A 21,136-nucleotide genomic window follows, 5' to 3' on the forward strand; every position below is an offset into this window, starting at 1 on the left:
AACCTCTCCGTCCCGGCTGCGCCGTGCCGCCTCCCCTATCGAGGGGAGGCTTTGGCATGGCAGAAAGCCCAATCTCTTCGCCAGAGGCTCCCCTCGGTAGGGGGAGCTGTCGAACGAAGTGAGACTGAGAGGTTGCTTTTACAGCGGCCTCTTATTTTTTGCTATTTACTTTTCTTCTCGTTCCGCCTTTTCGGCCTCCTGCTGCTGGCGCAGTTTCTTGATGCGCTTTTTCTCGCTTTCGACGCGGGGCCAGGGCCACGAGAAGCCCTCGTTCTCCTTGCACCAGCGGGTCAGCGGGTAGAACGCAAACGCCAGCCCGAACAGGTACAACAGGACGTACAGCAGACCCGAAAGCGTTACCAGTGCGTCCAGCGCACCAATGAGCGCCATGATGAAGCCAGCTTTCAGGAAAAACAGGCCGTTCTGGCGGCAGTACTCGGGGAAATTTTCGGCCTTGACGGCCTGACGGCCCTGGTCGCCCCAGACCCGTGGATTTTTCATGACCGAATAGCCGTAAAAGACCAGCATCAGGCCACAGGTGAGTTGGAATCCAAAAAACATCTGCGTCGTTCCTCGCTTTATTCTGGTGTGATGGAGTCAGAAGCGTGCTCAGTCGTCGTTGTACTCGCCCAGCAGCGGCTTCATGAAGGGCAGGAAGTCCAGCGTTGCAAAGTAGTCACGGGGAGTCTCAGCACGGCGGATGAGGCGGTGAGAGCCGTCCTCGCAGAGCAGGACCTCGGCGCTGCGCAGCTTGCCGTTGTAGTTGTAGCCCATGGCAGAGCCGTGCGCACCGGTGTCGTGGATATACACGATGTCGCCGATGTCGATTTTGGGCAGCATACGGTCGATGGCAAACTTGTCGTTGTTCTCGCACAGACCGCCGACCACGTCGTACTTGTGGTCGTGGGGTGCGTCTTCCTTGCCCAGCACGGTGATGTGGTGGTAAGCGCCGTACATGGCGGGGCGCATCAGATTGGCCGCGCAGGCATCCAGACCGATGTATTCCTTATAGATGTGCTTCTCGTGGATGGCAGTAGCCACCAGAGCGCCGTAGGGGCCGGTGGTGAAGCGGCCCATCTCGGTGAAGATGGAGACATCGCCCATGCCGGCGGGGACCAGAATTTCTTCAAACTTCTTGCGAACACCCTCGCCGATGGCCATGATGTTGTTCTCCGTCTGCTCGGGGCGGTACGGGATGCCGACACCGCCGGACAGGTTGATGTAGGCGATATGCACGCCGGTGGCCTTCTGGACGCGGACAGCCAGCTGGAAGAGGATGCCTGCCAGCTCAGGATAATAGGCGTCAGAGATGGTGTTGGAGGCGAGGAAGGCGTGGATGCCAAAGTTTTTGGCACCCTTTGCAGCCAGCTTCTTGTAGCTGTCGATCATCTGCTCCTCGGTCATGCCGTACTTGGCGTCGCCGGGCTTGTCCATGACCTGGAAGCCCTCTTTGCTCTCGCCCAGCTGGAAGGTGCCGCCCGGATTGTAGCGGCAGAAGATGTTCTCCGGCACACCGGCCACCCGGTCGAGGAAGTCCACCATCGTGGCGTCATCGAGGTTGATATAAGCGCCCAGCTCGTAAGCCTTCTTCATGTCCTCCACAGGGGTCTGGTTGGAGGAGAACATGATGTCGCTGCCGCTGAAGCCGCACACTTCGCTGAGCATCAGCTCGGTCAGAGAGGAGCAGTCCACGCCGCAGCCCTCTTCCTTCAGGATCTGGAGGATGACGGGGTTCGGCAGAGCCTTGACCGCAAAATACTCGCGGAAGCCCTTGTTCCAGCTGAATGCCTTGTTGATGCGGCGGGCGTTCTCGCGAATGCCCTTCTCGTCATAGACGTGGAAGGGGGTGGGTACGTCCTGAATGATGTCCTGAGCCATCGACTCAGTCAAAAACGGTTTCTTTTCCATGATTGTACATCCCTCTCATATATTTTTACACAGCAAAGGTGCCGTGCAGCCAGCGGTTTTACAGTTTGAGGTTCTCACGGGTGGGGGTAAAGGTAGGCACCATTTTGGCCAACTGCTCCACCACGCTGTCGTCGTTATGTTCGGCGGCGACGGCCAGCTCCTGAAGCTGCTGGTAGAACTCGCCCAGGTCGATGTTCCGAGGCGGAGCCACGAAGATCTTATTGTGGACGGTGCGGCGCATCTTGTCCTGCTCCTCGTCCATCATCAGTTCTTCGTAGAGTTTTTCGCCGGGGCGCAGACCCACGATCTTAATATCCATGTTCACGCCCGGCTCATAGCCGTAGAAGCGGATGAGCTGTTTTGCAAGGTCCATGATCTTGACCGGCTCGCCCATGTCCAGCACATAGATGCTGCCGCTCTCGGCCAGCGCACCGGCCTGCAGCACCAGCTGTGCCGCCTCCGGGATGGTCATAAAGTAGCGCTCGATGTTGGCATCGGTGAGGGTGACGGGGCCGCCCTTTTTGATCTGCGCCTCAAACAGCGGGATGACACTGCCGTGGCTGCCCAGCACATTACCGAAGCGGACGGCGACGCACTTCATGTCGGTGTTGCCTGCGAAGGTCTGGATAAGCATCTCACACAGGCGCTTGGTGCAGCCCATGACGCTGGTGGGGTTGACGGCCTTATCGGTGGAGAGCTGCACCAGCCGCTCCACGCCGTGTTCACTGGCACTGGTGAGCAGGTTCTTGGTGCCAAAGACATTATTCTTGACGGCCTCGGCGGGGCTGATCTCCATCAGCGGGACATGCTTGTGGGCGGCAGCATGGAACACCACCGTCGGGTGGTACGTCTCAAATACCTCGTCCAGACGGGCCTTGTCCCGGATGGAGCCGACCAGCACCGTGACCGGCACATCACGGCCATACTTCTGCTGCAATTCCATCAGCAGTTCATAGGCACAATTCTCATAAATATCGAAGATAAGCAGTTTTGCAGGCTTGAAGCGCATGACCTGACGGCAGAGCTCGCTGCCGATGCTGCCACCGCCGCCCGTCACCAGAACGGTCTTGCCGGTGAGGTAGCCGGAAATTTTCTCCGTGTCCAGTGTGACTTCCTCACGGGAGAGGAAATCGGCGGTGTTCAGCTCACGGAACGCACCCTGCTGAGGTGTGCCTGCACCCACCAGCTGGGGGTCGCTGAGCATCTGCACGGCGCAGTGGGTGGAGACGCAGAGGTCGATGACGTGGTTCAGGCGGTTTCCCTTCAGGGTCGGGATCGCCACGATGATGGTGTGGATGTTGTAGCGGGTACACAGGTCAGGAATTTCTTCCAGTGTGCCGCGCACCGGGACACCGTGGATGGTCTGGCCCAGCTTATTGGGGTCATCATCCACGGCCACGATGACATGGCCGTAGCTGGTGTTGGTCTTGCAGACATTGATGGCCCACGCACCAGCCTCGCCCGCACCCACGATCATGACGGGGCGGTTGGGGTCCTTGCTGGTGTTGCCGCGCAGACGCTCGCCCAGCGGGTGGTTCAGGAAGAGCCGCCATGCCAGACGGCTCCCGCCGATGAACAGGAAAATGAGCACCGCCGCCATGGCGTTGGCCGAGTTGAAGAGCACACCGTGGATGAAGCAGCGGTTGACCAGATAGACGATGCCCGTCGGGACGGCGATCATCCCGGCCAGACGGATGAGGTCACGCTCCCCAGCGTACTTCCAAAGGATGGTGTAGAGCCGCCCGGCCAGAAAGCTGAGCAGGTAGACTGCCACGATCCAGGGCAGATTCGCGTAGAGCAGGGCGCGGTTGTGGGGCCACCAGGAGGCCTCGACAGCACCGTCTGCGCGCAGCAGCAGGGCGAAATAAAAGCTGAAGGCTACGATGGCTCCGTCCAGCGCCACCAGCAGAGCCCGGCGGGCCAGTACCTGCAGCAGATTTGTTTTCTTTTCCTTCACAGCATATCCTCTTTTTCATCGGGGGCTGGCATCCGAAGATGTCAGCTGCCGTTTTTCATTTCAAGGGCCTATCACCCCATAATATCTTTAGTATTATACTCGATTCTCTTCCCCGTGTCCAGCTATTTCACTTTTTGGACATTTTTCTTATGCCGCCTCTCCCCTGCCGCCACGGCCCGCAGCTCTTCGCCGAGGCCCAGCGGCCACGCCGCCGCAAAGCAGACCACTGCCATCCCCGCGCCGCCCAGCGCTACCGCCGCCAGCTGCAAGAGGACTCCGCCGGTGAGCCAGTCCGCTAAAAGATGCCGCAAGGCCAGCCCGGCCCCGGCGCTGACGGCCCCCGCAAAGCCCGGTGCGCCCAGCCACCGCCACAGACGCAGCGGAAGGCCGCAGCTGGACAGCAGCCGCCCCGTGTTGGCGGTGCAGGTGTAGAAGCTGGACAGCAAGATCACAAAAAGAAAGCCCTTCATCCCGAAGCGGGGCAGCAGGAGCAGCACGCCCACAATGCGGAGACAGGAGTCCCACATGCTGTAGCGGAAAACGGCTTTCTGTTCTCCTACCCCCTTCATGGCACCGTCCACCATGCTCTCGAGATACATCAGCGGCATGGCCGGGCCGAGGATGACGAGGTAGCTGCCCGCCTCGGCACTGCCGTAGAGGGCTTCGGCCAGCGGCTGACCCCACACCCAGAACGCCGCTCCCGCCAGCGCCGAGAAATAGCCGGTGAGCCGGAGCATCCTGTCGATAAGAGCCGCCAGCCGCCCGTTCTGGCCCCGGAGGTGGGCCTGAGTGATCTCGGGCATCAGCAGAACGGAAAGGCTCCCCAGCAGTCCGAAGGGAAAGGTCAGCAGAGGCAGGGCCATCCCTTTGAGGTTGCCGTACTGGGCCACGGCTTCGGCACGCCCGCCGGAAAACTGCAGATAGACTGCCAGGCAGGCCGGCACCAGCATATTCTCCGCGGTGTGGAGAGCGCTGGCGAGACAACGTCCTCCCTCCACCGGCCAGAGAATGTCCCAGAGGCGCTTTCCCGGCTCCTGCGGGCGGCAGGCAGGCCGCGCACCGAAGCAGCGGCGGGCCTCTTTACGGTAAAAAAGTGCCATCAGCCCAGTGCTGACGGCCTCGCTGACCGCCGTTGCGCCCAGCACTGCCGTGCAGCGCCCGCCCACGTCCCAGCCGAGGGTGTCGGCCCGCTCCAGCGCAGCCCATACGATGCCGATGCGGACGGTCTGCTCGGCCAGCTGGCTCAGGACGTTTGGCTCCACCTGCCGCCGGGCGATGAAAAAGCCCCGCAGCACCGACGACACCGCCATCCACGGCAGGCCCAGCGACGAGACACGCAGCGCCCCCGCTGCCCGGACATCGCCCAGCCACCATTTTGCGGCGAGGCCCGCCAGCCCGAACTGCGCCGCCAGCGCCAGCATGCCCAGCCCGGCCCCCGCCAGCAGGAGACAGTGAAGCATCCCCCGGGCCTCCGCCGGGCTGCGGGCCAGCTCTTCAGCCATCAGGCGGGTGGCCGCCACCGAGACGCCCGCCGTCGCCAGCGTGACGAAGAGCGAATAGACCGCCAGCACCAGCTGGTACAGCCCCATCCCCTCGCCGCCCAGAGCGTTCGCCAGCCAGATGCGCAGCCCCATGCCCGCCAGGCGGAGCAGGACGTCCGCTCCGGTCATCAGGGCTGCGTTTTTCAGATAGCTCTGCCGCACAGCGCACCCCTCCCTTTCCCCAGTGTATCTTTTTATAAATATGTAAACTGCTCTGGGAAATATGAGCGGGGCCGTGGGTTGTTTCTTTCCCAGTTTTATGATATGATATATATTGTATCTGGCGGGAATGTTCCGCCAGACCGGATCTAAGAATGCAAGGAGGAAGCGCACCCCGGTACCACGGCCGTGCGCAACGAGACAATGAGCGAAGAATGTACCCATGACTGCTCCAACTGCGGGGCAGCGTGTTCTTCCCGCAATGCTGCGCCCCAGCATGACGCACCCAACCCCAATAGCAGCGTCAAGAAGGTCATCGGCGTCGTATCCGGCAAGGGCGGCGTCGGCAAGAGCATGACCAGCGCCCTGCTGGCCTGTGCAATGGCACGCCGCGGCTACCACTGCGGCATCCTCGACGCCGACATCACCGGCCCGTCCATCCCCAAGCTGTTCGGCATCCATGGCCGTGCCATGGCTGACGACAAGGGCTGCTGGCCCATCCAGAGCCGGATGGGCATCGACGTGATGAGCATCAACCTGCTGGTGGAGAACGAGGAAGACCCCGTCGTCTGGCGCGGCCCCGTCATCGCCGGTGCGGTCAAGCAGTTCTGGACCGATGTGGTCTGGAAAGACGTCGATTTCCTGTTCGTGGATATGCCTCCGGGAACCGGTGACGTCCCCCTGACCGTCTTCCAGAGTCTGCCCGTGGACGGCATCGTCGTCGTGGCAAGCCCGCAGGAGCTGGTGAGCATGATCGTGGCCAAGGCCGTGAACATGGCCGAGATGATGAAGGTGCCGATGCTGGGCATCGTCGAGAACATGAGCTATATCGTCTGCCCCGACTGCGGCAAGCACATCAATGTGTTCGGCGACAGCCATGTGGACGAGGTGGCCGCAAAGCATCACCTGCCCGTTCTGGCCAAATGCCCCATCGACCCGCAGCTGGCTGCGCTGTCCGACGCCGGCATGATCGAGACCTACGGCGGACAGTTCCTCGAGGGTGCCGCTGACGCCTGCGAGAAGCTGCTGAAGTAAGACTTTTCCTCCCTGCACTGCCTGTTCCGGGCCGGTGCAGGGATTTTTTGTTTCTTTATAAAAGCAGGTTTTATCGCAATTTTTTGATGTGTCCCGTCTTTTTCGTGAAGTGCATTCATCTTTTCCATTGTATTTTGAAAGATTTTCCGGTTTTTTGCGGGGCGGGCCATCTTGTAAATCGGCAGATAAAGCTTTATAATAGCAAAGTGGTCAGAGGCTTATCGCACCCGCCGTGGGAAACGGGAAAGCCGAAGCCTCCACACAATAGAGTTAAGGGAAAAGGAGTATATCATTATGCTGACGAATGAATATCTGAAGCGTGTCTACGAGGGCCTGGAAAAGCGCAATGCCAACGAGCCCGAATTCCTGCAGGCTGTCCGCGAGGTTCTGGAGAGCATCCAGCCCGTCGTGGAGAAGCATCCCGAGTACGAGAAGGCCGCCCTCATCGAGCGTCTGGTCGAGCCTGAGCGCATCATCACCTTCCGTGTGCCTTGGGTCGATGACCAGGGCAAGGTCCAGGTGAACCGCGGCTACCGCGTCCAGTTCAACAGCGCCATCGGCCCCTACAAGGGCGGCCTGCGCTTCCATCCTTCTGTCAATCAGGGCATCCTGAAGTTCCTCGGCTTCGAGCAGACCTTCAAGAACAGCCTGACCACCCTGCCCATGGGCGGCGGCAAGGGCGGCTCTGACTTCGACCCCCACGGCAAGAGCGACATGGAAGTCATGCGCTTCTGCCAGAGCTTCATGACCGAGCTGTACCGCCACATCGGCCAGTTCGTGGACTGCCCTGCCGGTGATATTGGCGTCGGCGGCCGCGAGGTCGGCTATATGTTCGGTCAGTACAAGCGTCTGACCAACAGCTTCCAGGGCGGTATGCTCACCGGCAAGGGCCTGACCTTCGGCGGTTCCCTGGCCCGTACCGAGGCTACCGGCTATGGCCTGTGCTACTTCACCGCTGAGGCTCTGAAGTGCATGCGCAACGACAGCTTCGAGGGCAAGACCGTGGTCATCTCCGGCTCCGGCAATGTCGCTATCTACGCCTGTGAGAAGGCTACCCAGCTGGGTGCCAAGGTCGTCACCATGTCCGACTCCAACGGCTATGTCTACGACCCCAACGGCATCGACCTGGCCTACGTCAAGGACCTGAAGGAAGTCCGCCGCGGCCGCATCAAGGAGTATGCTGAGACCCACAAGGATGCGACCTACGTTGCTGACTGCACCAAGGTCTGGACTGTCCCCTGCGACATCGCCCTGCCCTGCGCTACCCAGAACGAGATCAACAAGGAGTCCGCAGAGGCTCTGGTGAAGGGCGGTTGCACCGTGGTCTGCGAGGGCGCTAACATGCCCAGCACTCCCGAGGCCATCGAGGTCTACCTGTCCAACGGCATCCTGTACGGACCCGCAAAGGCTTCCAACGCCGGCGGCGTGGCTACCTCCGGTCTGGAGATGAGCCAGAACTCCGAGCGTCTGAGCTGGAGCTTCGAAGAGGTCGATGCAAAGCTGAAGGGCATCATGGAGGGCATCTTCCACGCTTCCTACGATGCATCCGTGGCCGCTGGCTCCGAGGGCAACCTGATGGTCGGTGCAAACTGCGCCGGCTTCCTGAAGGTCGCTACTGCCATGATGGCTCAGGGCATCACCTACTAAGCTTTTCCTGATCTACAAGGGCCGCATCCGCGAGGGTGCGGCTTTTTTTGGTTTGCCCCGCCTGCCTGCATAACCGTCTGCCGCCCCGCTCATACTCCTTTCATCAAACGAAAAGAGGTTTTTGCATGGACGAAATGATGTTCTGTTATCAATGCGAGCAGGCGGCAAACTGCACGGCCTGCACCGGAAAAGCGGGTGTCTGCGGCAAATCAGCCGAGACAGCCGACGCGCAGGACAAGCTCACCGGGGCACTCATCGGCTTTGCCACCCTGCTGCTGGACATCGGCAGACCCATCCAGCCCCCGCAGGCACTCCTGCTGACGGAAGGATTGTTCACCACCATCACCAATGTTGATTTCGACCCCCAGACGGTGGCGCAGCTGACCGATAAGGTCTGGAAGGCCAAGCAGGAAGCCTTTGCCTCGGCCAGCCCTGCACCTGCACCAGTGTCCGACTACGATATGCAGAAGCTGTGGCAGGAGCCGGACCCCGACCGGAAGAGCCTGTGCTCCTTTGTCCTCTTTGGGCTGCGCGGCATGGCAGCTTACTCCTACCACGCGCGGGTGCTGGGCTATACCGATGGCGAGATCGACCTGTTTTTCTGCACGGCGCTGCGGGCCATCGCACAGGAGCGGGACAAGGACAAGCTCTTCCAGCTGGTGGAGGACACCGGGCGGATGGCCTACCGGGTCATGGCTGAGCTGGACAAGGCCAACACCGGCGCGTTTGGCGACCCGGAGCCGGTGGAGGTGTCCCTGACCATCGAGAAAGGGCCTTTCATCGTCATCTCCGGCCACGACCTCTACGACGCCAAGTGCCTGTTGGAGCAGACCGAGGGCAAGGGCATCAATGTCTACACCCACTCCGAGATGCTGCCTGCCCACGGCTACCCGGAGCTGAAAAAGCGCTTTCCTCATCTGAAAGGCAACTTTGGCACCGCATGGCAGAACCAGCAGCGGGAGTTTGAGGACATCCCTGCACCGGTGCTCTTCACCACCAACTGCATCATGCCCCTCCGGCCCAGCTATGCCGACCGGGTATTCACCACGTCTGTCGTCTCCTATCCCGGCGTCACCCACATCGGGGAGGACCGAGATTTTTCACCGGTCATCGCCAAGGCGCTTGAGCTGGGCGGCTACCCGGAGGACACCCTCATCCCGGGCATGAACGGCGGCAGTGTGGTCGCCACCGGCTTTGCCCACCATGCCGTACTGAGCCATGCGGAGGAGATCGTCCAAGCCGTCCACGAGGGTGCCATCCGGCACTTTTTCCTCATCGGCGGCTGCGACGGCACCCGCCCCTCCCGCCGGTACTACACGGATTTTGCCAAGCTGACCCCGCCCGACACCGTCATCCTGACGCTGGCCTGCGGCAAGTTCCGGCTCAACGACCTGCCGCTGGGTACGGTGGCGGGTCTGCCCCGCATCCTCGACGTGGGCCAGTGCAACGACGCCTACAGTGCCATCCGGATCGCGCTGGGTCTGGCCGAAGCTTTTGACTGCTCGGTCAACGAGCTGCCCCTCTCCATCATCCTCTGCTGGTTCGAGCAGAAGGCGGTCTGTGTGCTGATGGCCCTGCTGGCGCTGGGCATCCGGGGCATCCGTCTCGGCCCCACCCTGCCCGCCTTCCTCTCCCCCGGGGTGGCCGCTGTTTTGCAGGAGAAGTATGACCTCCGGCCCATCACCACGCCGGAGGACGATCTTGCCGCCTGTCTGGGCCGGCACTGAGCCGGAAAAGGCATACTATTTCCTACTCTGCGTGTCTGTTTTTCACAAGAAGAACCGTCGCCGTGTACCCACATTTGGTGCAGCTGTCACTTGAATCTTTTTCAGCACCTTTGTATAATATTCTTGTTATCCGGAACAAGGGCGTTCCAGATGAGTCTTTGCCGACCCATCTGGGACGCCTTTTCTTTTTACCGGCATTAAGAGGGACTCTGCGGAATGTGCCGCAGCATTGCCAGGATATTCTCCGGAAAATCGAAAAAAGGATGGGAAAGTCTATGGAAAATTTCACGGAGCAAAAAGGGCCTCTGGGCCTCTATGACCCCCAGTTCGAGCACGACGCCTGCGGCATCGGTGCCGTCGTGGACATCAAGGGCCGTAAGAGCCACCAGACCGTCAGCGACGCGCTGTCCATCGTGGAGCGCCTTGAACACCGCGCCGGCAAGGACGCCGAGGGCAAGACCGGCGACGGCGTGGGCATCATGCTACAGATTAGCCACCGCTTCTTTGCCAAGGTAGCCGACGAGCTGAACATCAGCCTTGGCAACGAGCGCGAATACGGCGTAGGTATGTTCTTCTTTCCCCAGAACGAACACCTGCGCGCCCAGGCCATGAAGCTTTTTGAGCTTGTCACCCGCAAAGAGGGCCTCGAGTTTCTGACATGGCGCGAAGTGCCTGTAGACCCCGACGCCGTGGGCCAGAAAGCCCGCGACTGCATGCCCGCCATCTGGCAGTGCTTCATCAAAAAGCCCGCCAAGGTGAGCAAGGGCATCGACTTTGACCGCAAGCTCTACATCGTCCGCCGGGTCTTCGAGCAGGCCAGCAACGGCACCTATGTCCCCAGCCTGTCCAGCCGCACCATCGTGTACAAGGGCATGTTCCTCGTCCACGACCTGCGCCAGTTCTACCTCGATCTGCAGGACGAGGACTATGAATCCGCCATCGGCATGGTCCACAGCCGCTTCTCCACCAACACCAACCCCAGCTGGATGCGCGCCCACCCCAACCGCTTCATCCTCCACAACGGCGAGATCAACACCATCAAGGGCAACACCGACGCCATGCTGGCCCGTGAAGAGACCATCTCCTCCCCCATCATGAAGGAGGACATGAACAAGATCCTGCCCATCATCAACACCTCCGGCTCCGACTCCGCCATGCTGGACAACGCCCTCGAGTTCATGGTGATGAACGGCATGGACCTGCCGCTGGCCGTTATGATCACCATCCCGGAGCCCTGGGAGAACAACAAGAACATCAGCCAGAAAAAGCGGGACTTCTACCAGTATTACGCCACCATGCTGGAGCCCTGGGACGGCCCTGCGGCCATCCTCTTCTCCGACGGCGACGTGGTGGGCGCTGTGCTGGACCGCAACGGTCTGCGCCCCAGCCGCTACTACATCACCAAAGACGGCAGGATGATCCTCTCTTCCGAGGTGGGCGTGCTGCCCTGTGAGCCGGAGAACATTCTGGTCAAAGACCGTCTCCGCCCCGGCAAGATGCTGCTGGTGGACACCGTCAAGGGCGAAGTCGTGGACGACGAGAAGCTGAAGGAATACTACGCCAGCCGTGAGCCGTACGGCGAGTGGATCGACCGCAACCTCGTCCAGCTGAAGGACCTCAAGATCCCCAACATCAAGACCCCCAGCTACACCGGCGACGACCTGCTGCGCCTGCAGAAGGTGTTCGGCTACAAGTATGAGGACATCAGCACCCTCATCCTGCCCATGGCACGTCAGGGCGCAGAGCCTTCCGGCGCAATGGGTACCGATACCCCGCTTGCCGTCCTCAGCGGCCAGCACCCGCCGCTCTTCAATTATTTCAAGCAGCGTTTTGCACAGGTCACGAACCCGCCCATCGACGCCATCCGCGAGAAGATCGTCACCTCCACCAGCGTCTATGTGGGCGCACACGGCAACCTGCTGGAAGACAAGCCCGAAAACTGCAAGGTGCTCAAGGTCAACAATCCCATCCTCACGTCCACTGACCTTCTCCGCATCAAGTACATGAACGTCCCGGGCTTCAAAGTCTCCACTGTCTCCATCAACTACTACAAGAACACCAGCCTCGAAAAGGCCATCGACCGCGTTTTCCTGGAGGTAGACCGCGCTTATAAAGAGGGTGCGAACATCATCATCCTGTCCGACCGGGACATTGACGAATACCATGTGGCCATCCCCAGCCTGCTGGCGGTTTCTGCCGTGTCCCAGTACCTCATCCGCACCAAGAAGAGCACCGCACTGGCTCTCATCCTCGAGAGCGCAGAGCCTCATGAAGTGCATCACTTTGCCGCTCTGCTGGGCTACGGTGCCTGTGCCGTCAACCCCTATCTGGCCCATGAGACCATCGGCCAGCTCATCGACGACGGCCTGCTGGACAAAGATTATTACGCCGCCGTGGACGACTACAACAAGGCTGTGCTGGGCGGCATCGTGAAGATCGCCTCCAAGATGGGCATCTCCACCATCCAGAGCTACCAGAGCAGCCAGATCTTCGAGGCCGTCGGCATCTCCAGGGACGTCATCGACAAGTATTTCACCGGCACGGTGAGCCGTGTGGGCGGCATCGGCCTCGAGGACATTCAGGCTGACGTGGAGGCCCTGCACAACGCAGCCTTCGACCCGCTGGGCCTTGACATCAACATGCAGCTGGAAGACGGCGGCGCCCACAAGTTCCGCAGCGGCAAGGAAGAGCACCTCTTCAACCCCCAGACCATCCACCTGTTCCAGAAAGCCTGCTTCACCGGTGACTACGACACCTTCAAGCAGTTCACCCACACCGTGGACAACATGGGCCAGAACGGCGTCCATCTGCGCAGTCTGCTGGACTTCAACTATGCCCCCGACGGCGGCATCCCGCTGGACGAGGTGGAGCCGGTGAGCTCCATCGTCAAGCGGTTCAAGGCCGCTGCCATGAGCTACGGCGCACTGAGCAGCGAGGCCCACGAGACCATCGCCATCGCGCTGAACCGCCTCGGCGGCCGGAGCAACACCGGCGAGGGCGGTGAGCCCGAAGAGCGCTACCACAGCGAGAGCAATTCCAAGATAAAGCAGGTGGCTTCCGCCCGCTTCGGCGTCACCAGCAAGTATCTTGTCTCGGCAGAGGAGATCCAAATCAAGCTGGCACAGGGCGCAAAGCCCGGCGAGGGCGGCAATCTGCCCGGCGCAAAAGTGTACCCGTGGATCGCCAAGACCCGTCACAGCACTACCGGTGTCGGCCTCATCTCTCCCCCGCCGCACCACGATATCTACTCCATCGAAGACCTTGCAGAGCTTATCTACGACCTCAAGAATGCCAACCGCCACGCCAACATCAACGTCAAGCTGGTCAGTGAGGCCGGCGTCGGCACGATCGCTGCCGGTGTCGCCAAGGGCGGCGCACAGGTCATCCTTGTTTCCGGCTACGACGGCGGCACGGGCGCAGCGCCCCGCAACTCCATCAAAGATGCCGGTCTGCCCTGGGAGCTTGGCATCGCCGAGACCCACCAGACCCTTATCCTCAACGGCCTGCGCACCCGTGTGCGCATCGAGAGCGATTCCAAGCTGCTCTCCGGCCGCGATGTGGCCATCAGCTGTATGCTGGGCGCTGAGGAGTTCGGCTTCGGCACCTCTCTGCTGATGACCATGGGCTGCGTCATGATGCGTGTCTGCAACCTCGACACCTGCCCCATGGGCATCTGCACCCAGAACCCCGAGCTGCGCAAGCACTTCCGCGGCAAGCCCGAGTATATCATCAACTACCTGACCTTCGTGGCGCAGGAGCTGCGCGAATACATGGCAAAGCTGGGCATCCGTACCATCGACGAGCTGGTGGGCCGCACCGACCTGCTCCATGTCAAGTCTGCCCCTGCCGACAGCCGGATGTCCAAGATGGACCTCGACTGCATCCTGCACAACCCCGCCATCGTCAACAGCAATGTCCACTTCCAGAAGGAAGACACCTACGACTTCCATCTGGAAGACACTCTGGACATGAAGGTGCTGATGAAGAAATTCAAGCTCAGCAGCAAGACCCCTCAGAGCGTGAAGCTGGATGTCTCCAACACCGACCGCGCCTTTGGTGCCATCTTCGGCAGCGAGATCACCCGCAAGTACGGCAGCGACCTGCCCGATGACGTCTACACCGTCCACTGCACCGGTGCAGGCGGCCAGAGCTTCGGCGCATTCATTCCCAAGGGCCTGACGCTGGAACTGACCGGCGACTGCAACGACTACATGGGCAAGGGCCTCTCCGGCGGCAAGCTCGTCGTCCGCCCGCCCGAGGGCATCACCTTCAAGCCCGAGGAGAACATCATCATCGGCAATGTGGCACTCTACGGTGCCACCAGCGGCAAAGCCTTTGTTTCCGGTGTGGCCGGTGAGCGCTTCTGCGTCCGCAACTCGGGCGCTGTGGCCGTCGTCGAGGGCGTGGGCGACCACGGCTGCGAGTACATGACCGGCGGCACCGTCGTCGTTCTGGGCCAGACCGGCAAGAACTTTGCAGCCGGCATGACCGGCGGCATCGCCTATGTTCTGGATGAGAACTGGGACTTCTACCAGCGGGTGAACAAGGAGACCGTCAGCCTCGAGCCGGTGGAGCACAAGTACGACGTCGCCACCCTGAAAGAGCTCATCCGTGAGCACGTCGAGCTGACCGGCTCGCCCCGCGGCAAGGAGATCCTGGACAATTTCAGCGAGTTCCTGCCCAAATTTAAGAAAGTCCTCCCCTACGATTACGACCATATGCTGCGGGTCATCGCCTCCATGGAAGAGCGCGGCCTCGACGGCGAGCAGGCGCAGATCGAAGCATTCTACGCCGTGCAGAAGAACAAGTAAGGAGGGGAACATCATGGCAAAACTCACTGGTTTTATGGATTACACGCGCAAGACCAGCACGGATGTTCCGCCGCTGGAGCGCATTGAAAACTTTAACGAATTTCACATCTGGCTCTCCCGGGAGGAGCAGCAGACCCAGGCAGCCCGCTGCATGGACTGCGGCGTTCCCTTCTGCCAGGCGGGCATGATGATCGGCGGCATGGCCTCCGGCTGCCCGCTGAACAACCTCATCCCCGAGTGGAATGATTTGGTCTATCAGGGCAAGTGGGAGCTGGCACTCCGCCGCCTGCGCACCACCAACCGTTTCCCGGAGTTCACGAGCCGGGTCTGCCCTGCCCTGTGTGAGGCCGCCTGCACCTGCGGCGACGTCACTGGCAGCAGCGTCACTGTCCGGGAGAACGAACACGCCATCGTGGAGACGGGCTACGCCAAGGGCTGGCTCCATGCCGCCCCGCCTCCGGCCCGCACCGGCAAGAGCGTGGCCGTCATCGGCAGCGGCCCTTCGGGCCTGTCGGTGGCCGAATACCTCAACATCCGGGGCCATGCCGTCACCGTCTTCGAGCGTGCTGACCGTGTGGGCGGTCTGCTGATGTACGGCATCCCCAACATGAAGCTGGACAAATCCGTCATCGAGCGCCGCATCAAAATTATGCAGGCTGAGGGCGTCGAGTTCCGCACCAACATGGATGTGGGCGGGGCTGTGGATACCGCTGAGATTTTGAACAGCTATGACGCCATCGTGCTCTGCTGCGGTGCCAAGAAAGCCCGCGATTTGAACGTCCCCGGCCGCGACGCGAAGGGCGTGTACCTCGCAGTGGACTACCTCACCAGCGTGACCAGGAGTCTGCTGGACAGCAAGTTTGCCGACGGCAGGGCCATCAACGCGGCAGGCAGGAATGTCCTCGTCATCGGCGGCGGCGACACCGGCAACGACTGTCAGGGTACCGCCCTGCGGCAGGGCTGCACCGACCTCGTGGCACTGGAAATGATGCCCCAGCCCCCGAAAGAACGGGCCGCGAATAACCCCTGGCCCGAGTGGCCCAAGGTGCTGAAGGTGGACTACGGCCAGACTGAGTGCCTTGCCAAGTTCGGCAAAGACCCCCGCGTCTACCAGACCACCGTCAAAGAGTTTCTGAAGGATGACGCCGGCAATCTGACCGGCGCGGTCATCTCCTATCTCAAGCCCCAGCGTGACCCTGACACCGGCCGTACCAGCATGGTACCCACCGGCGAAGAGTTCACCTACGACTGCCAGCTGGCCTTTATCGCCGCCGGTTTCGTGGGCTGCGAGGACTATGTGGCCGAGGCGTTCGGCGTGGAGCGGAACGCCCGGGGCAATGTGGCCGACCATGGCTTCCACACCAATGTAGACAAGGTCTTTGTCTGCGGCGATATGCGCCGGGGCCAGAGCCTCGTGGTCTGGGGCCTGCGGGAGGGCCGCGACTGCGCCGCCGAGGTGGACCGCTATCTGATGGGTTACACCAATCTGTGACCCCCCTATTTATGACATTCTCTTTCCTATCCTAAACAGAAACGGGAGCTTTCCTTCACCGGGAGGCTCCCGTTTCTGCATTTCGGGGCTTTTATTTTCACAAAGTTTTCACAGCTAGTATTTCCTACCCACTTGAAACAGATACCCCCAAGTGGTAAAATCAGAGTGTCGGGAGATTTACCCCCACAGGGTACATTTCCTTTTCACACCGATACACCCGGAAAGGAGTTATCTGCTATGACTGATGCTGAAAAAAAGCCCTGCTGCTGCGCCGCTGAGCCTGCCGAAGAGGACACTGCCCCCTCCTGCTGCCGCCACAAGGACCGTACCCCTGAGGAGTACCGCGCCCTTGCCAACCGGCTGAGCCGCATTGAGGGCCAGGTGCGCGGCATCCGCGCGATGCTGGACAAGGACGTCTACTGCGCCGATATTCTGGTGCAGGTAGCTGCGGTGAACGCTGCACTGAACGGCTTTTCCAAAGAGCTGCTGGGCCAGCATATCCGCACCTGCGTGGCCGACGATTTGAAAGCCGGCGAGACGCAGAAGCTGGACGAACTGCTGCAGCTGCTGCCCCGGCTCATGAAATGACCCCGTTCCGGGCATCCTATAAGAGGGAAAGGAATCCGCAATGGAACAATACAATGTCACGGGCATGAGCTGCGCGGCCTGCTCTGCCCGGGTGGAAAAGGCCGTGAAGAAGGTGCCGGGCGTCACGAGCTGCTCGGTGAGCCTTCTGACAAACTCCATGGGCGTGGAAGGCACAGCCTCTCCTGCCGCCATCCTCTCGGCTGTGCAGGAGGCAGGCTATGGCGCAAGCCCGAAGAATGCCTCTGCCAGTAAGACTTCGGACGCCAGCGCCGACCTCGACGCACTGGCCGACCACGAGACACCGAAGCTCAAGCGCCGTCTCATCGCCTCGCTGGGCTTCCTGCTGGTGCTGATGTACTTCTCCATGGGCCACATGATGTGGGGCTGGCCCCTGCCCCACTGGTTCGACGGCAACCACGTCGCCATGGGCCTCGTCCAGCTGCTGCTGGCGGGCATCGTCATGGTCATCAACCAGAAGTTCTTCATCAACGGCTTCAAGGGCCTCATCCACGGCGCACCCAACATGGATACGCTGGTGGCCCTCGGCTCCATGGCAAGCTTCGTGTGGAGCACTTACGCCCTCTTCGCCATGACCCGTGCCCAGGTGGATGGCAACGACGAGCTCGTCATGCACTATATGATGGAGTTCTACTTCGAGTCTGCCGCCATGATCCTGACTCTCATCACGGTGGGCAAGATGCTGGAAGCCCGCTCCAAGGGCAAGACCACCGACGCCCTCAAGAGCCTGATGAAGCTGGCCCCCAAGACCGCCACGCTGGTGCGGGACGGCGCGGAAGTGACCGTGGCCATCGCCGACGTGCAGAAGGGCGACGTCTTTGTGGTCCGCCCCGGCGAGAATATCCCGGTGGACGGCGTGGTGCTGGAAGGCACCAGTGCAGTCAACGAGAGCGCCCTGACCGGCGAGAGCATCCCAGTGGACAAGGCCGTCGGCGACAAAGTCAGTGCTGCCACCACCAATCAGTCGGGCTTCCTCCGCTGTGAGGCTACCCGCGTGGGCGAGGATACCACGCTGGCTCAGATCATCAAGATGGTCAGCGATGCCGCCGCCACCAAAGCTCCTATCGCCAAAATCGCCGACACCGTGTCGGGCTTCTTCGTCCCGGCGGTCATCTCCATCGCCGTCGTGACCACCATCGTCTGGCTGCTGCTGGGCCATGAGCTGGGCTATGCGCTGGCACGCGGCATCTCCGTTCTGGTCATCAGCTGCCCCTGCGCACTGGGCCTTGCAACACCTGTGGCTATTATGGTCGGCAATGGTCTCGGCGCAAAAAACGGCATCCTCTTCAAGACTGCCGCCTCGCTGGAAGCCGCAGGCCGCACCCAGATCGTGGCGCTGGACAAGACCGGCACCATCACCGAGGGCGCACCCCGCGTCACCGACCTGCTGCCCGCTGAGGGTGTCTCCGAGACGGAGCTTCTGACGCTGGCCGCAGCGCTGGAAAGCCGCAGCGAGCACCCTCTGGCAAAGGCAGTTCTGGCCGACGCCGAGGCAAAGGCCATCACTCCCCCGGAAGTCACTGACTTCGCGGCCCTGCCGGGCAATGGTCTGGCGGCTAAGCTGAACGGCATGGGCATCTATGCCGGCAATGCCGCCTTCATCCAGACCAAGCTCACCCTGCCCGCCGCACTGGCACAGCAGGCTGAAAAGCTGGCCTCTGAGGGCAAGACTCCCCTCTTCTTCGGCGGCGCAGGCCGTCTGCTGGGCGTTATCGCCGTGGCCGACACCATCAAGGAGGACAGCCCCGAAGCCATCCGTCAGCTGCAGAACATGGGCATCCGGGTCGTGATGCTCACCGGCGACAACCAGCGCACCGCCGACGCCATCGGCAGGCAGGCGGGCGTGGACGAGGTCATCGCGGGCGTCCTGCCCGACGGCAAGGAGGCCGTCATCTGCCAGCTGCAGACCAGCGGCAAGGTGGCCATGGTGGGTGACGGCATCAACGACGCTCCCGCCCTCACCCGTGCCGACACCGGCATTGCCATCGGCGCAGGCACCGACGTGGCCATTGACGCCGCCGACGTCGTGCTGATGAACTCGAAGCTCTCGGACGTGCCTGCGGCCATCCGCCTCAGCCGCGCCACCCTGCGGAACATCCACGAGAATCTGTTCTGGGCGTTCATCTACAACATCATCGGCATCCCGCTGGCGGCTGGTCTGTTCATCCCCTTCGGCCTGACGCTGAATCCCATGTTCGGTGCTGCTGCCATGAGCCTGTCCAGCTTCTGCGTCGTGAGCAACGCCCTGCGGCTGAACCTGTTCGATTTGCACAGCACCAGGCACGACCACAAAACCGCTTCTCCCGCTGCTGCCCCGGTGCAGTCTGCGGCTGAAAATAACAAAAAATCGGACGCCGAAGCGCCCGAAGTCAAAACGAAGGATCATACCATGAAGAAGACCCTGAAAGTGGAAGGCATGATGTGCGGCCACTGCGAAGCCCGCGTGAAGAAGGCTCTGGAAGCCCTGCCCGAGGTGGACGAGGCTGTCGTGAGCCACGAGGCCGGCACCGCCATCGTCACCCTGAACGCCGAGGTCGCCGACGACGTGCTCAAGAACGCCGTCGAGGCACAGGACTACAAGGTCACCGGCATCCAGTAAGCTGTAAAATGCAGAAAAGCCAGCGCACGAGAAATGTGCGCTGGCTTTTGTTATAGGTCATAACCTCTCAGCCTCGCTATCGCTCGACAAGGCCGGGTTGCGGCACCCAGCATCCGCTGCGCATTGCGCGCGTCTTACTGGCCGCTGCCCCAACAACGACTCCCTGTTTCCGCCACTGGCGGCGGTCGTCGTTGTTGCCCCTACCGAGGGGAGCCTCTGGCGAAGAGACAAAGCTTTACGAAATGGCCTCTCCTCGATAGGAGAGGTGGCAATGCGAAGCATTGACGGAGAGGTTTCATTCCTTACGGAGTCAGACGGTTGGGGCCGCGGAACAGGAACTCGGCGTCCTTGATAGACTGGCCGCAGAGCAGCATGGTCAGACGGTCGATGCCCAGACCGAAGCCGCCGTGCGGGGGGCAGCCGTACTGGAAGAACTCCAGATAAAACTTGACGTCATCGGCCAGGCCCTTCTCCTCTGCCTGCTTCTTCAGCACATCGTAGCGATGCTCACGCTGTGCGCCGGTGGTGATCTCCACGCCGCGCCAGATGAGGTCGTAGCCCTGCGGCACGCCGTTCTCGTCGCGCATGTGGTAGAAAGCACGCTTCTCGGCGGAGTAGTCGGTGATGAACAGGAACTCGTGGCCGTAGTGCTTCTTGACCCAGTCGTAGCTCAGGCGCTCGGCCTCGGTGGTCAGGTCGCCCTTCTCGCTCTCATCGACAGTGTAACCGAACTCCTCTTCCAGAGCCTTGTACAGGTCGGCCAGCTTGACCACGGGGAACGGCGTGGTGGGGACGACGACTTCCAGACCAAACAGCTCCTTGATCTGCTCACCGTACTGCTCCTTGACGGCCTTCAGGCCGGCAGTCAGAAGCTCTTCCTCCATCTTCATGACGTCCTTGTAAGAGGTGATGTAGCTGAACTCAAGGTCGAAGCCGGAGAACTCGGTGGAGTGCTTGTTGGTGTAGCTCTTCTCCGCGCGGAAGACGGGGCCGGTCTCAAAGATGCGCTCGAAGCCGGCGGCCATGGCCATCTGCTTATAGAACTGAGGGCTCTGGGCCAGATAGGCGTTGCGGTCGAAGTAGTCCACCTTGAACACCTCAGAGCCGCTCTCGCTGGCAGCAGCGATGAGCTTCGGGGTGTGGATCTCGATGAAGCTGCGCTCGAGCAGGAACTGACGCATGGCGTTGACGAAGCAGCTCTGTGCCTTGAACATCAGCTGGTTCTCATCGGTGCGCAGGTCGATCCAGCGGTAGTCGATGCGCTGGTCGATGCTGGAACGCTCCACAGCCTTCTTCTTCTTGGTGGCGGCGATCTCCTTGCGGACGATGGGCAGCGCGTTGGCGATGCTCTCGATCTCGATGGCCTCGGGGATCATCTCGATGCCGCCCATCTTGACGTAGTCGTTCTCCATCACTTTGCCGGTGACGGTGATGACAGAGTCCGGGGTCAGCTTGTCGATGGTGTCCACCAGCTCAGGGTGGTCCTCCTTCTCGACGGTGATCTGAAGTTTGCCGGTAATATCCTTCAGCACGATGAAGGCCATATATTTGCTGTTGCGCAGGTTCTCGATAAAGCCCTGCACCTTGACCGTGCTGCCAATTTCCTTTTGTACCTCATTGATATAGGTGCGTTCCATGGAAATCCTCCTTCTGT

General features: G+C 61.1%; 12 protein-coding genes. 7 read left to right on the plus strand and 5 right to left on the minus strand.

The features are described from left to right. Positions 1-165: 165 nt before the first annotated feature. The 4 genes from AAAU26_RS11180 to AAAU26_RS11195 all read right to left on the minus strand — a co-directional run bounded on the left by AAAU26_RS11180 (position 166) and on the right by AAAU26_RS11195 (position 5,568). Positions 166-561 (minus strand): hypothetical protein, encoded by a 396-nt coding sequence (locus AAAU26_RS11180; RefSeq protein ID WP_158400733.1) that lies wholly within the window; start codon positions 559-561, stop codon positions 166-168. 48 nt (positions 562-609) lie between these two features. Next, positions 610-1,908, minus strand: a complete 1,299-nt coding sequence (locus AAAU26_RS11185; protein ID WP_227619290.1) for a diaminopimelate decarboxylase — start codon at positions 1,906-1,908, stop codon at positions 610-612. A 58-nt stretch (positions 1,909-1,966) separates the two neighbouring features. Then, positions 1,967-3,865, minus strand: a complete 1,899-nt coding sequence (locus AAAU26_RS11190; RefSeq protein ID WP_158403716.1) for a nucleoside-diphosphate sugar epimerase/dehydratase — start codon at positions 3,863-3,865, stop codon at positions 1,967-1,969. Between the two features lie 122 nt (positions 3,866-3,987). Further along, the gene (locus AAAU26_RS11195) at positions 3,988-5,568 is read right to left on the minus strand and encodes an oligosaccharide flippase family protein (protein WP_227619291.1); all 1,581 of its coding nucleotides are present in this window, start codon (positions 5,566-5,568) and stop codon (positions 3,988-3,990) included. A gap of 201 nt (positions 5,569-5,769) precedes the next feature. Between AAAU26_RS11195 and AAAU26_RS11200 the strand changes: the two genes are divergently transcribed. The 7 genes from AAAU26_RS11200 (at position 5,770) to AAAU26_RS11230 (ending at position 19,482) form a co-directional block, all read left to right on the plus strand. Then, on the plus strand, positions 5,770-6,600 hold the full coding sequence (locus AAAU26_RS11200; protein WP_174235897.1) for an Mrp/NBP35 family ATP-binding protein: 831 nt from the start codon (positions 5,770-5,772) through the stop codon (positions 6,598-6,600). Positions 6,601-6,894: 294 nt separating this feature from the next. Further along, positions 6,895-8,247, plus strand: a complete 1,353-nt coding sequence (gdhA, locus tag AAAU26_RS11205; RefSeq protein ID WP_217209519.1) for an NADP-specific glutamate dehydrogenase — start codon at positions 6,895-6,897, stop codon at positions 8,245-8,247. A 125-nt stretch (positions 8,248-8,372) separates the two neighbouring features. After that, entirely contained in the window at positions 8,373-9,974 is a 1,602-nt protein-coding gene (gene hcp / locus AAAU26_RS11210) for a hydroxylamine reductase (RefSeq protein WP_227619292.1), read from the plus strand. Positions 9,975-10,249: 275 nt separating this feature from the next. After that, a complete protein-coding gene (gene gltB / locus AAAU26_RS11215; RefSeq protein WP_227619293.1) occupies positions 10,250-14,785 on the plus strand; it encodes a glutamate synthase large subunit in 4,536 nt (1,511 codons plus the stop codon). Positions 14,786-14,798: 13 nt separating this feature from the next. Continuing rightward, complete coding sequence (locus AAAU26_RS11220) at positions 14,799-16,277, plus strand: glutamate synthase subunit beta (protein ID WP_227619294.1); 1,479 nt, start codon at positions 14,799-14,801, stop codon at positions 16,275-16,277. 237 nt (positions 16,278-16,514) lie between these two features. Beyond that, positions 16,515-16,865: a metal-sensing transcriptional repressor gene (locus tag AAAU26_RS11225; RefSeq protein ID WP_227619295.1), complete on the plus strand. Its 351-nt coding sequence runs from the start codon at positions 16,515-16,517 to the stop codon at positions 16,863-16,865. Between the two features lie 40 nt (positions 16,866-16,905). Continuing rightward, positions 16,906-19,482, plus strand: coding sequence for a heavy metal translocating P-type ATPase (locus AAAU26_RS11230; RefSeq protein ID WP_227619296.1), 2,577 nt, complete (start codon positions 16,906-16,908; stop codon positions 19,480-19,482). A 302-nt stretch (positions 19,483-19,784) separates the two neighbouring features. On the opposite strand, the gene aspS is transcribed toward AAAU26_RS11230, so the two are convergent. After that, complete coding sequence (gene aspS, locus AAAU26_RS11235; protein WP_158397149.1) at positions 19,785-21,119, minus strand: aspartate--tRNA(Asn) ligase; 1,335 nt, start codon at positions 21,117-21,119, stop codon at positions 19,785-19,787. Between the last annotated feature and the right edge of the window lie 17 nt (positions 21,120-21,136).

Origin of the sequence: Faecalibacterium longum (assembly GCF_040094125.1) — a bacterium.
GTDB lineage: Bacteria > Bacillota > Clostridia > Oscillospirales > Ruminococcaceae > Faecalibacterium > Faecalibacterium longum.

Bases quoted from the DNA above. Each gene is read 5' to 3' on its own strand.
- AAAU26_RS11180 (WP_158400733.1), bottom strand. From the start codon at position 561: ATGTTTTTTGGATTCCAACTCACCTGTGGCCTGATGCTGGTCTTTTAC.
- AAAU26_RS11185 (WP_227619290.1), bottom strand. From the start codon at position 1,908: ATGGAAAAGAAACCGTTTTTGACTGAGTCGATGGCTCAGGACATCATT.
- AAAU26_RS11200 (WP_174235897.1), top strand. From the start codon at position 5,770: ATGAGCGAAGAATGTACCCATGACTGCTCCAACTGCGGGGCAGCGTGT.
- gdhA (WP_217209519.1), top strand. From the start codon at position 6,895: ATGCTGACGAATGAATATCTGAAGCGTGTCTACGAGGGCCTGGAAAAG.
- hcp (WP_227619292.1), top strand. From the start codon at position 8,373: ATGGACGAAATGATGTTCTGTTATCAATGCGAGCAGGCGGCAAACTGC.
- gltB (WP_227619293.1), top strand. From the start codon at position 10,250: ATGGAAAATTTCACGGAGCAAAAAGGGCCTCTGGGCCTCTATGACCCC.
- AAAU26_RS11220 (WP_227619294.1), top strand. From the start codon at position 14,799: ATGGCAAAACTCACTGGTTTTATGGATTACACGCGCAAGACCAGCACG.
- AAAU26_RS11225 (WP_227619295.1), top strand. From the start codon at position 16,515: ATGACTGATGCTGAAAAAAAGCCCTGCTGCTGCGCCGCTGAGCCTGCC.
- AAAU26_RS11230 (WP_227619296.1), top strand. From the start codon at position 16,906: ATGGAACAATACAATGTCACGGGCATGAGCTGCGCGGCCTGCTCTGCC.
- aspS (WP_158397149.1), bottom strand. From the start codon at position 21,119: ATGGAACGCACCTATATCAATGAGGTACAAAAGGAAATTGGCAGCACG.